Source organism: Cryobacterium sinapicolor (assembly GCF_004403465.1).
GTDB lineage: Bacteria > Actinomycetota > Actinomycetes > Actinomycetales > Microbacteriaceae > Cryobacterium > Cryobacterium sinapicolor.
This window is the reverse complement of record NZ_SOGQ01000091.1, coordinates 1-12523: the sequence shown is the minus strand read 5'-3', so window position 1 is coordinate 12523 and position 12523 is coordinate 1. Positions and strand designations below refer to the sequence as shown.

15 protein-coding genes and 2 pseudogenes are annotated in these 12523 nt (G+C 60.9%); 14 read left to right on the top strand and 3 right to left on the bottom strand.

What is annotated here, in order from left to right; all coding sequences use genetic code 11:
* The 3 genes and pseudogenes from E3T28_RS16175 to E3T28_RS16165 form a co-directional block, all read left to right on the top strand.
* Nucleotides 1–114 (top strand): integrase core domain-containing protein (locus tag E3T28_RS16175; protein WP_166787074.1); only part of this gene is annotated, 114 nt, incomplete at its 5' end.
* Nucleotides 115–312: 198 nt separating this feature from the next.
* Nucleotides 313–645 (top strand): annotated as a pseudogene (locus E3T28_RS16170) (helix-turn-helix domain-containing protein); the annotation flags it as partial.
* Nucleotides 644–1741 carry an integrase core domain-containing protein gene (locus tag E3T28_RS16165; RefSeq protein WP_134433216.1) on the top strand — a complete coding sequence of 366 codons (1098 nt, stop codon included), beginning with the start codon at nt 644–646 and terminating at the stop codon, nt 1739–1741. The pseudogene E3T28_RS16170 and the gene E3T28_RS16165, both read left to right, overlap by 2 nt.
* 83 nt (nt 1742–1824) lie before the next feature.
* On the opposite strand, the gene E3T28_RS16160 is transcribed toward E3T28_RS16165, so the two are convergent.
* On the bottom strand, nt 1825–2076 hold the full coding sequence (locus E3T28_RS16160; RefSeq protein ID WP_134433214.1) for a hypothetical protein: 252 nt from the start codon (nt 2074–2076) through the stop codon (nt 1825–1827).
* Between the two features lie 471 nt (nt 2077–2547).
* Here E3T28_RS16160 and E3T28_RS17610 point away from each other — a divergent pair, with 471 nt between their 5' ends.
* From E3T28_RS17610 to E3T28_RS16145, 3 genes and pseudogenes are all read left to right on the top strand, one after another.
* On the top strand, nt 2548–3132 hold the full coding sequence (locus E3T28_RS17610) for an NAD(P)-dependent alcohol dehydrogenase (RefSeq protein ID WP_338145410.1): 585 nt from the start codon (nt 2548–2550) through the stop codon (nt 3130–3132).
* A gap of 125 nt (nt 3133–3257) precedes the next feature.
* Nucleotides 3258–3410: pseudogene (locus E3T28_RS17835) on the top strand (zinc-binding dehydrogenase); the annotation flags it as partial.
* A 204-nt stretch (nt 3411–3614) separates the two neighbouring features.
* Nucleotides 3615–4235: a TetR/AcrR family transcriptional regulator C-terminal domain-containing protein gene (locus E3T28_RS16145; protein WP_241979402.1), complete on the top strand. Its 621-nt coding sequence runs from the start codon at nt 3615–3617 to the stop codon at nt 4233–4235.
* Here the strand turns inward: E3T28_RS16145 and E3T28_RS16140 are convergent.
* Entirely contained in the window at nt 4192–5274 is a 1083-nt protein-coding gene (locus tag E3T28_RS16140; protein ID WP_198417221.1) for an NAD(P)/FAD-dependent oxidoreductase, read from the bottom strand. The genes E3T28_RS16145 and E3T28_RS16140 overlap by 44 nt on opposite strands.
* 198 nt (nt 5275–5472) lie before the next feature.
* Here E3T28_RS16140 and E3T28_RS17490 point away from each other — a divergent pair, with 198 nt between their 5' ends.
* From E3T28_RS17490 to E3T28_RS16100, 8 genes are all read left to right on the top strand, one after another.
* Nucleotides 5473–5682 carry a helix-turn-helix domain-containing protein gene (locus E3T28_RS17490; RefSeq protein ID WP_241979401.1) on the top strand — a complete coding sequence of 70 codons (210 nt, stop codon included), beginning with the start codon at nt 5473–5475 and terminating at the stop codon, nt 5680–5682.
* A gap of 319 nt (nt 5683–6001) precedes the next feature.
* On the top strand, nt 6002–6568 hold the full coding sequence (locus tag E3T28_RS16130) for a PadR family transcriptional regulator (protein ID WP_198417220.1): 567 nt from the start codon (nt 6002–6004) through the stop codon (nt 6566–6568).
* Nucleotides 6565–7047 carry a hypothetical protein gene (locus E3T28_RS16125; RefSeq protein ID WP_134433206.1) on the top strand — a complete coding sequence of 161 codons (483 nt, stop codon included), beginning with the start codon at nt 6565–6567 and terminating at the stop codon, nt 7045–7047. Before E3T28_RS16130 ends, E3T28_RS16125 begins: the two co-directional genes overlap by 4 nt.
* Before the next feature lie 29 nt (nt 7048–7076).
* Nucleotides 7077–7448, top strand: a complete 372-nt coding sequence (locus E3T28_RS16120; protein WP_134433204.1) for a hypothetical protein — start codon at nt 7077–7079, stop codon at nt 7446–7448.
* Nucleotides 7449–8334: 886 nt separating this feature from the next.
* Nucleotides 8335–9537 carry an NAD(P)/FAD-dependent oxidoreductase gene (locus tag E3T28_RS16115; RefSeq protein WP_134433202.1) on the top strand — a complete coding sequence of 401 codons (1203 nt, stop codon included), beginning with the start codon at nt 8335–8337 and terminating at the stop codon, nt 9535–9537.
* Nucleotides 9534–10481 (top strand): sigma factor, encoded by a 948-nt coding sequence (locus E3T28_RS16110; RefSeq protein ID WP_134433200.1) that lies wholly within the window; start codon nt 9534–9536, stop codon nt 10479–10481. Before E3T28_RS16115 ends, E3T28_RS16110 begins: the two co-directional genes overlap by 4 nt.
* Before the next feature lie 169 nt (nt 10482–10650).
* Nucleotides 10651–11574: an alpha/beta hydrolase fold domain-containing protein gene (locus tag E3T28_RS16105; RefSeq protein ID WP_134433198.1), complete on the top strand. Its 924-nt coding sequence runs from the start codon at nt 10651–10653 to the stop codon at nt 11572–11574.
* 39 nt (nt 11575–11613) lie between these two features.
* Nucleotides 11614–11817, top strand: coding sequence for a hypothetical protein (locus tag E3T28_RS16100; protein WP_134433196.1), 204 nt, complete (start codon nt 11614–11616; stop codon nt 11815–11817).
* A 231-nt stretch (nt 11818–12048) separates the two neighbouring features.
* Here E3T28_RS16100 and E3T28_RS16095 read toward each other — a convergent pair whose 3' ends face one another.
* Nucleotides 12049–12228, bottom strand: coding sequence for an SDR family oxidoreductase (locus E3T28_RS16095; RefSeq protein ID WP_198417219.1), 180 nt, complete (start codon nt 12226–12228; stop codon nt 12049–12051).
* Between the last annotated feature and the right edge of the window lie 295 nt (nt 12229–12523).

Sequence of the window (12523 nt, the reverse complement as noted above, 5' to 3'; positions counted from 1 at the left end):
GCCGACGCATACCAAGACTGGATCCATAGCTACAATCACCACAGGCCCCATACCGGCATCGGCGGCAAATCACCCATCGACCGCGTTCACAACGTCAATGGGAAGTACAGCTAGAGCCCCCACTCCGTTGGCGTAGAACGGTAAGCGGTCTAAGTCCGTTGTGGTACCTAGACGGATCTCCCTTTTGGAAACAATCACAAATATCGGTGAGTGATCGCTGCCGTCCCCTCGCATAACGCTGAAATGATGCACTCGGAAGGTGGGCGAGTTCAGTTGGTGAGAGCAACACCCTGAAATCTGTGGGGTGTTTCGATGGCTCGACCGTTGTCGCCTTTGAGTGTCCGTTTGTCGTTCTGGGAGGGGGTGGACGCGGGGCTATCGGTGGCCGTCGCGGCGCAGGCTGCTGGGGTGTCGCGTCCGACTGGGTATCGGTGGTTAAGCGAGCATCAGAAGGTGCTGCCATCACCGGTTCAGGATTTCAGTGTTGCCCGTGTCGGACTCTTGTCGTTGCGAGAGCGAGAGCGAGAGGAGATCGGGTTCCAGCTCGCCCGGGGTCACGGGGTGCGCCGCATCGCGGCGGCTCTGGGCCGGGCGCCGTCAACGATCAGCCGGGAAGTGGCCAGAAACCAGGTCGCCGGCCGCCATGACTGCCACCCTGACTGAACTGTCCCAGGAACACGGTTTCAGCGTTGAACGTCTGGCCCGGATTCTGTGGATGATCGTGTGCGAGCCCGGCGACGCAATGGCCGGGTCCCTAATCGCCGATCAAGGCGCCGTCGCCGCCCTTGACCTGGTCCTCGGAGGGACCTGCGAGGACGTTTACGTGGTCGTGCTGCGTGAGCGTGTCCTGCCCCGCCTGGAGAGTGCGGAGTTCCGGCAGGTTTTGGCCACGATCATCGAGGACGGGCACACCGTGTTGATCCCGTCCGATGACGGGTGGTCGGATAACTCGTTGGCGTTCAACCAGCTGCGCGCCGGCACGATCGGCTCGGTGGAGATTTTCCTGGCATCCAAGGGGACCATGCCGATCAGCGGGCTGCCGGGCAAACCCACCACCCAGGGGAAGAACGAGAGATCCCACCAGACCCTGATCCGTTACCTCGACTCCGACCAGCCGGTAACTCTCGAGCAGCTCCGTGTCCGGATCCAGCGGTTCCGGGAGCACTACAACAACCGCCGACAGCATCAAGCCCTCAACCAGGCCACCCCGCGGGCGGCGTGGGATTCGCTCGAACACACGCCAGCGACCGAGCCGATCCCACTGTCGGTGCTAGAAGCGAAAGCCTCCGAGTACCGGCAGGCTCGCAAGCGACGACATTCAGAGCTTCACCGGGCGTCGTTGACGATCTCCAAGACCGGGCAGGTCATGCCCGACGACACCGCGCGGCCCCAGACCGCGGACCAGTCCCTCGTGGAAGTCACCAGAGCGAACCGGCAGGTCTACTTTCAGGGCTACCACGTGTCCCTGCCAACAACGTTCGCCGACCGCAGGGTCTACCGGACAATCACCGAGACTGCGTTTCTCCTCACCGACCCTGTCACCGCCGAGATCGTTTTCTCGTTCCCGCTACCGATGGTCGCGCTCAACGTTCGAGGCCGATACGTCGCCTCGTACTCGATCCAGGGCGTCGGCGTGACCCACCCGACGAAGCCCCGGGAACGCGAGAACGCGGAGTATCGGACACAGTTTGCCAAGCTCCAGAGCGACCTCCCCGCGGTGCTCGATGAGTCGGGGCGGTAGCTGTGCACGAAGCCATGAGACCCAGCGTCCCCGAAGTGGTGAGATTCAGTGTCCACGATGTCACGAGATAACACACCGGGTCGTCAGAACAGCGCTACCCGATGAGGCGACGCGCCACGAATCTCCAGATTCGGATCATCAGCCAATTCAACACTGAAATCAGTGGGCTTTCCTTCGAGGAAAAGTTCTCGGCCTTCAGAATCAAAAGCAACCAATACTTCGTCCCACCTATTCATCTCATACGCCGCCGTCAGCAAATCGGACGTCGGCACTGCAACCGGAAAGCCGTCCTGTTCGAATAGGAAGATTGGCCAGCGAGGTTCTTCATTGGACACCTTCACAACCTACTCAACAACCACGCTATTGACTCAGCTAGGGAAATACTCGGACGCCAATGCAGATCGAATATCGCCTCTCTGCTGCAGCAGGAGCAAACGCCTTCAGTCCCGGCGAAAGACACTGAATGTCGATGGCAACTGACGTCCAGTGGAGAGCGTGACGCCCTACACCCTGACATCGAAGTGGTTCTGCCAGAGTTCAGGCGCTGCCAAACGCGTCATCCACCTCAGCGCATAAGTCCTGCCCCTCAAATCGCACGACGCGCCTCACGGCAGAACCCCATCGATGCGCTCCGGTACGAGTAGTGTCCCAACGAACTACCCAACAGAAGGATCGACATCATGAAGGCAATCGTCTCCAGCAGCTACGGCGCACCCGAATCGCTGCGCATCGAAGACCTGGCAAAGCCGGTTCCCGGCGACAACGAAGTGCTTGTACTAAACCGCGCCTAAGTGGTGACTTCCGCGATGTGCGAGGCGAGGGCGGGCTCCGCTCTGACGCGGATGTACTTCGGCCTGCGCAAACCGAAATGGCCCATCCTCGGCACCAATTTTTCTGGCGAAATTGAGGCAGTGGGCAGCTCCGTAGTTGAGTTCCAAGTTGGTGACCGCGTTTCCGGCGTCAACGTGACCAACTTCGGTGCCTACGCTGAGTATGTCGTCGTGCAGGAAGACGGGGTAATCGCGGCGAAGCCGGGCAACCTGAGTGACGAGGAGGCCGTCGCCGTCTTTGACGGATCCATCACGGCGTTGCCGTTCCTCCGCGATGGAGCGCGCCTCCGGAGCGGCCAGTCCATTCTTATCAACGGCGCCTCCGGAGCTGTCGGCACGGCCGCGATGCAACTCGCCAAGCGCTACGGCGCCACGGTCACTGCCGTATGCAGCACATCAAACGTGGCGCTCGTTACGTCCCTCGGGGCCGACCACGTAATCGACTACACGAGACGGGACTACACCGACACCTACGACACCTACGACACCTACGACGTCATCTTCGACGCGGTCGCAAAAAGCTCTTTCACCCGCAGCAGGCGAGCACTGAAGCGGGACTGATTGTATCTGACGACCGTTCCATCATTTGCCGTGCTATTGCGGATTTTGTGGACATCGAAGGTGGGGCGGAAGAAGGCAGCAATCGTGTTCACGGGGCTCGCTAAACCCGCTCAGATGGCAAAAACCTCGCATTTCTCGCAGAACTCGTCGAGGCGGGGAAACTGGTACCTGTGATCGGCAGCACCCACCGCATGGGTGAGGCCGCCGACGCCCACCGCCACGTCGAAACAGGCCACAAGATCGGAAGTGCGGTCATCACAATCGCTGCCGACCGATGACTCCGGGTTGCGGTCGCGAGAAATCTGGGCGCCATCATCGGCGTCCTTGCTTCATCCCCTCGCAGGCGCTGACATCACGTATGCGAAGCCTGAGCAGGCGATATGTACGTAGTGAGGTTTGCCACTAGAGACCGTTCGGAGAGTGAAATGACACCACCGCGCAAATCGACGTCAGAGCCTCGGGTTCGACTGAACAAAGAACGAGTGATTGGAGCCGCGATCGCACTCGCTGATGCCGGAGGGCTCGACGCTCTCACCATGCGGCGGCTCGGTGACGAGCTGAATGTTGAGGCGATGTCGGTCTACAACCATGTCGCGAACAAGGAAGACCTGCTCAACGGCATGGCAGATATGGTGTTCGGCGAGATCAAGTTGCCGTCTCACAGCGACGACTGGCGCACCGCGATCCGCAAGCGCTCGATCTCGTTTCATGACGTGCTCGTCCGGCACCCGTGGGCGACGACCGCGAGAGACTCCGGCACGAACCCGGGCACGGCCACCCTCCGGAACCACGATCGAGTAATCGGCACGTTTCGCAACGGCGGGTTCTCCATCGCGGCCGCGGCGCACGCGTTTTCCGCGGTCGACAGCTACATCTACGGGTTCGCCATGCAAGAGAAGAGCCTCCCATTCACCACACCGGAGGAGACCGCCGCGATGGCGGCAATCCTTCTGGCGCAGCTACCGGCCAGTGACTACCCGTATCTCGCCGAGCTGACAGCCGACCACGTGCTCAAGCCGGGCTACCGTTACTCCGACGAGTTCCTGATCGGGCTCGACCTCATCCTCGACGGGCTCGATTCGATGCGCATCGAGTCCCAATAGGGAGACGTGCGCCCTCCACCCACTGAGGCATGATGCCGTAGACCACTATCGGGACCGCGACGTGACGAGAATGAACGTGCGGAGCACGATCGGAACACCGTCGAAGACTGTGGCCAGCAGGAGGATCAACGCGGTGAGTGGCCTTGACCCCGGAGAGTGGACACGGGTTAAGCGGCGAGTTGGATCTCTGCGGCCTGTGACGAGTATTGCATCTCGAAGTCCACTGGTGCGACATGCCCGATCGAGAAGTGGCGCCGGCGGCGCGCACGCCAGCAACTGAGGTGCGGCCCGCCGTGTCGTGGGTGACCCAGCCGCTCGCATCCGTGTCGCAACCGAGAGTTGCCAACAAGTCGGAGTTCGGGACGAATCGGGGACGCACGAACACCGCCGTGCGCGGCATTACGACGCCATCTGCCAGCTCCACTCCGAAAAGTCGATCGTCGGCGACCACCAGCCGGGCGACGGAACCGGTGATGACGCTGACACCTCGTGTATTCAGCAACTCACGCTGATCGGGATTCACAGCGTCTCCGTTGGTGAACAGGATCACGTCAGGTGACCATTGGCGGGATGAGGAGGGCGTGCTGGACTGCTTCGGCGCCTCCGCCGAGCACTCCAAGGGGCTGGTCGCGCACCTTGTGGCCGTGGCAGTACGGCAGTGCAGCAGGTCCCGGCCCCAGCGTTCCCGGACACCGGGAATGTCCGGAACCTCATCGCGGAGGCCCGTTGCCACCAGGATCCTGCGGGCCCAGAGTTCGGTGCCGTCGGCAAGGCGCGCGTGAAATCCCGGTCGTGCGCTGGCGACGGTGCCGTCGACCAGGGTGCCGCCGCATCCAGCGACCTCGCCCCGGCAGACCGTGACCAGGTCTCGCGGCGACATGCCGTCGCGGGACAGGAAGCCGCGCATCGCGGCAGCGGGGGCATTGCGCGGCGCACCTGCATCCACTACCGCCACCAACCGTCGAGCGCGGAGCAGCACCATGGCTGCGGTCAGGCCGGCTGCCCCGCCACCGACTACCAAGACGTCGTATTCGTTCATTCCTCAACCCTCTGTCCTCGCACCGCACCGCACCGCACCGAGCAAAGTATGTTGCTGCCCGGGACGGCTGCGGTGGAATGGGGCCATGGAAGTTACCAGCATCATCGCCACGGCACTCGACGCGGTGGGGCCGCAACTTAAGCGACTGCGGTCTCAGCGGGGACCACGCTGACCAATCTGTCGGAAAGGACGAGGATTTTGACGAGCACGCTGTCGCGCTTGGAGAACGGCCAGCGCCGCCCCAGCCTCGAACTGCTGTTGCCGCTCGCCCAGGCATATCGGGTGCCACTCGATGAGCTCGTCGGTGCTCCCGAGATCGGCGATTCGCGCGTACGCCTCAAACCTCGTCGCGTGAATGGCCGGACCGTCGTCCCTCTGCCTTCGCACCCCGGTGGCGTGCAGGCCTGAAAGATCCAGACCAGGGATTCGACACCAGGCTTACGCACTGGTTCGAGAGCGCCGACGGCAACGCCGCAGAGGGCTGAGCCTATTCGGCAGGCAAGGCGAGGGCGTGCCTGTTCGCGCCACATCGGGGCCTCAACGACCGGGCGAAAATCAGAACAAGCTAGCGCCTGAAGACAACAGGCAATCACGCGTTCTTGTCGGAATCGGATCGACGCGCTCAGGTGCGATGGAATAGAGGGCTTGACTAACCGCAAACATATCTTATAGTTATATCTACAAGATAAAGAGGTGGTTAGCTTTGGCTAGTTCAGAACAGACTCAAATGGCCGTTCTCGGCGCGCTGAGCATTGCGCCGATGACCGGATACGCCGTGCGAGAGCAAATTCGGGAGACCCTTGGGCACTTTTGGTCTGAGAGCTTCGGCCAGATCTATCCGGCGCTCGCGGAATTTGAGCGGCTGGCAATGATTGAGCGTCTCGATACGGGCGACTCTCGCTCTTCCCCGTTTGCCATCACCGACCAGGGCACCGCCCGCTTGCGAGAACTACTGGCCGGCGAGCCACAGCAACCGAAGCCTCGAAACGGCCTCATGCTCCGACTATTCTTCGGGCGTCAACTCGGACCAGAGGCCTGCCGCGAACTGGTCCTCAGCGCGCGTGCCCAGGCGGAATCCCAACTCGCTCACATGCAGGACGCGCGGAATGACCTCGCGAAGGACACCGACCTCGACGACGACGCCCCATACATCCTTCTGACCATCTCGGCCGGTGAGCACGGGGCCACGGCATCCATCGCCTGGGCAGATGAGGCGCTCCGCGCCATCGAGAGCCTTGCCGCTCAAAAAGCCCAACCCCGACCACATGCAACATTCACAGAGGAGCGACCATGACCATCAAGCCAACCCAGGGCGTCGACCAGCGCGGCGCAGGCACGCAGCGCCCTGTGCGCCGGAGGACTGCAGCTGTTGCAGCACTCGGTTTTCTGATCGTTGTCGCCTTCCAGCTATCGCTCATGCTGGGCGCACCCTTCGGTGAGGCGGCTCTTGGAGGAGCAAACCCTGGACAACTTCCGGGCGAACTGCGGGTCGTGAGTGGCGTGAGCGCGGCCATCTGGACATTCGCCACCCTGATCGTTCTAGCCCGCGGCGGCTTCGCTATCTCGCCCGTTCCCCGTGGCCTGAGCCGTTGGGGCACCTGGGTACTCGTGGGGTACCTTGCAATCGGGGTGCTGATGAATCTCGCCTCGTTCAGCCCGTGGGAACGCTTCGGCTGGGCACCCTTCACCCTGGTGCTGTTCGTGCTCACGCTGGTGTTAGCGCTCGGTGGATTCGCTCGAGTGCCGACTGCGTCGGCGGCGGCTTTACGGTGAGCAGCCCGGTCTGGGCGGACACTGCTGCGATGAGTGCGATCATATTCTGCGTGCTGATGTGGGCGTTGGTCGTGTTCCAAGCCGCGCTGATCGCCGGTGCACCTATTGGCCAGTTCGCCTGGGGAGGTCAGGATCGGATTCTGCCCATTGGCAAGCGCATCGGCAGCGCAACATCAATCGCCCTGTACGTGGTCTTCGCCCTGGTAGTTCTGCAAGACGGCCAGCTCATCGCCATCATCCCGTGGCCGGAATTCACCGACATCGCAATCTGGGTGCTCGCCGCATACTTCATAATCGGCATCATCATGAACGGCATATCTCGGTCGCTTCCGGAAAGGTGGACCATGGCGCCGCTTTGCACTGTGCTCGCTGCGCTCACTGTGCTGCTTGCGCTGGACTGAACGCGCGATCGCTCACCTGAGGAGTTCCGATACGAGAAAGAACGCACCGAACGCCATCACAAAGCCCATTTGTCGTGCCTGAAAGGACGAACTGCAGTTGCGCAGTTGATAATACTTACGGCGTATGCCTGAAGTGTTGACATAATAAGTTTACGATGTAAGTTAATTAGGACCGACGTGGCAACCAGTTTCGCCGCGTCGCAACTGCGCGCTGAGCGCGCGAAGAGAGGACGACGGGCACCATGTTTTTCGATGAAAGCTCATTCCTGCGACTGAACCGGGCCAGGGAGCAAGCGGCGACAAGGGAACTTGAGGCACGCAGACAGCACCTTGAGCGTCGGGCCCAGGAGTACCCGCAGTTGGCATCAACTCGACCTGCAGCTGGAAGAAACGTACCTACCCAACGTGACTGCTGCTGTCCGCCGTGAATTCAACAACGCAATCGCGCACTGCCGACGTGACAACTCAAGCCAAGGCGTTCACGATTTCGTCGAGCGATGTGGCGCATAGTGGTAACGCTGTCCTTCAGCTTTAGGGTCAATCTACGGTATCCATCACCGACGCTCGTTTCGGTCACGTACCGCTGAGTGGTGGAGTTTCTCAACACCGTGAGGTTAGTGGTTCTCGTCTAGGCGGCGGCGAGTTCGGGGAGGATCACCGCCTCGTCGATGACCTCGGCTACTCAACACCCGCCGAACGCCTCATCAAACTCACACTCGCCGCCTAAAATGAAACCAAGGACCCCGTCCGAAAAGACCGGGTCACCCCACTCCTTGGGTGCCCAGATTGGTTTGCATGCATTGGTTCCGGGCTTAGCCTCACGTTTGTTCGTCTTCTCTCGTCAGTATTTTTGTAGGGCATTCGGCGCACACATTCGAGGAGAAAAATGTCATCCGCAACAACAAATTTGGTCGTAGTCGGCGCTGGTTATGCTGGAGTAACCGCGGCTAATCGGTTCTGCGCTTCATTGACGGCTGAGGAGGCCCTGGGAGTTGAGGTGTTGATGATCAATCCTCTTCCAAAATTTGTGGAGCGGATTCGGTTGCACGAACTCGCGGCTGGCACTGTGTCTACGGTAAGTCGATCGTTGGCAGAGATGCTGCACCCGAAGGTGCGGGTCCTGGTCGGGACAGTTGCGTATATCGATCCGGATCAAAAAGCCGTTGATGTCGTAACACCTGATGGTCTTGTCGAAATCTCCTACTCGACTCTCATCTACGCAGTAGGCAGTTCGACAGCCCAGAACATCCCAGGTGTGCTCGAACATTCATATCCCCTTGGTGATCTGGAGGGTGCCCTCCGAGCCCGCGCCGCTATCGCTTCCAGCCAGGCCGGTATCCGCGTGGTTGTCGTCGGTGGTGGTGCAACGGGCGTCGAGGTGGCATCAGAAATATCTGAACAGCGCACGGACGCGTCCGTGACGCTTCTCTCCAGCGGGCCTGTCCTGCAGTTCATGCTTCCCAAAGCACGCCGCGATATCGAAAAGACATTGCGGCGCCTTAAAATTGATGTCCGGGATGATGCGCGCGTCGAAAAGGTCACCGCTGCCGGCGTCGAACTGGCCGACGGTACAACGGTACCCAGCGACGTCACCATTTGGGCCGCCTCGTTCAGAGTCCCCGAACTCGCCAAGGTCAGCGGTCTTGCCGTCGATTCCGCCGGTCGGCTCCGCGTGGACGAGCACTTGCAAGCGCTCGACTACCCCGACATCATCGGCGGCGGTGATGCCATCAAGACCCCGGATACGGTTGGGGCACACTTGCGTATGAGTTGCGCCGCCGCGATTCCCCTCGGTGGTCAGGCGGCAGACACAGCACTCGCGCGGCTGCGCGGCACGCGTCCGACCGCACTTTCGGTTGGCTACCTCATCCAGTGCTTCAGCCTGGGTCGAAAGGCCGGATATATCCAGTTCGTGCGGGCGGACGACACCCCCCGCCACATGCACATCGCCGGAAAATTGGGTGCGACCATCAAGGAATCGATTTGCAGAATGGTCGTATCCGGCCCACAAAAGGAGATCACGAAGCCAAATTCCTACTTCACGCCTAAGGGTCCGAAGCGCACCAAACAAACCACTGTGGCCCGATGAATCGACCGAAGGAGACCTCGTCAGCACCTGCCGGCGACCCCACTTTCGCGCGAGGAACCATCGAATATAAACGACTGTTCGGAGTAGCGTACCGGATGCTGGGCTCGATACACGACACTGAAGACGCCCTCCAGGAGGGGCTCGCACGGTGGGCCGGCCTCGCCCCGGAGCAGCGTTCAGCGATCCGTGAACCAGTTGCTTGGCTTACGCGTGTCATCAGCAGGATTTGCCTAGATGAACTGGGCACCGCCCGCGCCCGCCGGGAGGGCTACCACGGGATTTGGCTCCCCGAACCCCTCCTCGACGCAACCGCAATGCCCGCACACGGTCGCCCCCTGAACATGGATCCCGCCGACGCAATCTCGCTGGACGAATCTGTCAGCATGGCGTTATTGATAGCGATGGAGCATTTAACACCGCCCGAGCGGGTCAGCCTCATCCTTCACGATGTGTTCCAAGTGTCTTTCGCCGAAATAGCGGTCATAGTTGGTCGGCAACCCGACGCCTGCCGACAACTCGCCAGCACCGCCCGACGCAACATTCGTTCTCATCGACGATTTGAAGTGCAAGGTGACGAACGAAACCGGGTCGTCGACGCGTTCGCCCGAGCTTGTTTGGACGGCGATATCTCGGCCCTCGCCGGTGTCCTTGACCCCAACGTCATCGCCCGCGCCGACGGTGGATCCGCCATCACCGTCGCACGGCGCCCCATCACGGGCGCACCCCACGTCGCTCAATATCTCCTCGGCGTCCTCAACCGTCAACAACAACTGCGACACTCGCTAGAGATCCTCCCCACATTCATCAACGGCCGCTCAGGACTTGTCATCTACGAAGGCCTGAAAACTGTTGGCATCATCGACCTCAGCATTTACAACGGCCACGTCGCCGAAATCGCCATAATTGTAAATCCCGATAAAATCGCTCAGATCAGCCGCCACTAACCCACCGGTTCGTCGAAAGCGCCCATATGTACTTTCCGGAGCCATAAGCAGTAAGAATGCCCGCCAGGCGGCCCCAGCGCTTTCTGGCGGCGTAAGTGTCTTCTTATTTCCGCTGTCCGAAATCTCGGTAGCAGCCACATAGCCTATTGCGAACACGGAGCCCTGCCGCATGATCCTGCCCGACCGTGCCATACCGGCCCTCCTGCGCGCGACGATGGCGAATGCTTCCTTCGTCACAGAAGCCGGGGCCCGTCGTCGCCTTCGTGAACGAACCCTCCGCCCCGCTTCCTATGGGCCTCCTCGACGGCTCAGAGCTGACGTCATAATTTCGGCGGCACGAGATGATGCGGGATGGCCCATCTACACAGTTGCACCCCGCAACGCCCCTGCTCAAGGCACTGTAATTTATGTCCACGGTGGCGGGTGGGTCAACGAAATCTCACTCCAGCACTGGCAGCTAAGCGCCCAAATAGCCGCCGAAGCCAAAACCACCGTCCAAGTGATCATCTATCCCCTAGTCCCATTCGGGACGGCGCAGCAAGTCGTGGACAACGTTGCCGCCACAGCCCTGATCTCCACCCGGACGTATGGGCCCACTGTCCTCGCCGGGGACTCCGCAGGTGGGCAGATCGTTCTGTCGACCGTCCTACAGCTTCGGGATCGCCACGGCCTCACGCTACCCCGGACTATAGCCATCTCCCCAGCGGTTGATCTTTCACTGAAGAACCCCGCAATCGCGACCGTTCAACCTACCGACCCCTGGCTCGGAACCAACGGCTCGCGGGTATTTATCAACCTATGGAAGGACAGTCTCGACGTAAGCAACCCGATCGTCAGTCCCATCAATGGAACCATGGAGGGGCTCGGGCCCATCACGCTCTTCTCAGGGACTCGCGACATCCTCAACCCCGATGATCGGCTCTACGCCGAGAAGGCCGTGAAGGCTGGTGTTGACGTCGAGTTCATCCAGCACGATGGCCAATTCCACGTGTACCCCTTACTCCCGACAACTGTCGGCCAGGAAGCGCGCAAGAAGATCGTGGGGCGAGTTAGAGAGGCGATCGCGCTCGAAGCTTCGCTTGGCTCGGCCTAAAGTACGGCGGCCAGAAAGCGTGATACAAATCGCTCGGACGTGGGCAATGTCGGGCATGCCAGCCTGCTCGAGCCCTGCCTGACGCCCGATTCGAGGACGTCGAGGGGTCACGCCGACCACACCGCCGACATCGTTCCGGTGCAGGGAGACCTGAACATGAGCTGCGTCCTCTTCCAGCGAATTCCAGATGATCTCGATTGGAGCGCGGACCGCATCGTCCTCGTGAGCGAGGCCGTCAAGTGATCGTCGGCAGCCGACGGTTCGTAGGTTTCTTGAGTAGCGTAAGACTGAGATCTGTATGGCCGCCGGCATGCCGAAGCCACGCCTCTTGCATCCGAGATCAGAATTCACGATGAAGGCGTGGCAGTTGAGAACCCTCACCTCGCAATCGCGGTGCGCTCAGCGACCTCCTGACTAAAGAGTCCAATAGGACTATCAGGCACAGGCGCGGTTCTCGTCCTCTCTCGCCGGGCGCTACTTACCTTCGGCTTCGCGGGAAACGGGCGCCCACTCGGCCAAGCGCTGCTGGTACATGTACGGCACAGCCTGAGTTGACTGTTCGCCAAAGAATACGCGGCGGGGCGCGGTCTTCGCGTCGACGACCTTGAGGATCGCGGAGCCGAACCCAACGGGCTTCGGGCTTCCGCCGGCCATGCTTTTTGAATATTCGCTTCCAGGGGAGCCATGTGTGGTGCGGGTCAGAGCCACCTCCTCTAACCACGAAACGGGTCATTCGGATCCACAGTTGGCGTGGTTGAGAGCCACCTGAAAAACTCTTTCCACCATGTGAGGGCCACGTGGTGGAAGGAGTACCGGTAATGGTACGGAGGATCAAGGCGAGGTTGCGTCCAATAGCGTGGTGTAACCCCCGGCCCTGATGGGCGTGTTGCACCGATGTGAGGCGGCCACCGCGTGATTCTTGGAAAGACCGATCAAGTCTTTTCCGAAG

Bases quoted from the DNA above. Each gene is read 5' to 3' on its own strand.
- E3T28_RS16130 (WP_198417220.1), top strand. From the start codon at position 6,002: ATGGCCGTTCTCGGCGCGCTGAGCATTGCGCCGATGACCGGATACGCC.
- E3T28_RS17610 (WP_338145410.1), top strand. From the start codon at position 2,548: ATGTGCGAGGCGAGGGCGGGCTCCGCTCTGACGCGGATGTACTTCGGC.
- E3T28_RS16105 (WP_134433198.1), top strand. From the start codon at position 10,651: ATGATCCTGCCCGACCGTGCCATACCGGCCCTCCTGCGCGCGACGATG.
- E3T28_RS16165 (WP_134433216.1), top strand. From the start codon at position 644: ATGACTGCCACCCTGACTGAACTGTCCCAGGAACACGGTTTCAGCGTT.
- E3T28_RS16140 (WP_198417221.1), bottom strand. From the start codon at position 5,274: ATGAACGAATACGACGTCTTGGTAGTCGGTGGCGGGGCAGCCGGCCTG.
- E3T28_RS16110 (WP_134433200.1), top strand. From the start codon at position 9,534: ATGAATCGACCGAAGGAGACCTCGTCAGCACCTGCCGGCGACCCCACT.
- E3T28_RS16120 (WP_134433204.1), top strand. From the start codon at position 7,077: ATGAGTGCGATCATATTCTGCGTGCTGATGTGGGCGTTGGTCGTGTTC.
- E3T28_RS16115 (WP_134433202.1), top strand. From the start codon at position 8,335: ATGTCATCCGCAACAACAAATTTGGTCGTAGTCGGCGCTGGTTATGCT.
- E3T28_RS16095 (WP_198417219.1), bottom strand. From the start codon at position 12,228: ATGGCCGGCGGAAGCCCGAAGCCCGTTGGGTTCGGCTCCGCGATCCTC.
- E3T28_RS16125 (WP_134433206.1), top strand. From the start codon at position 6,565: ATGACCATCAAGCCAACCCAGGGCGTCGACCAGCGCGGCGCAGGCACG.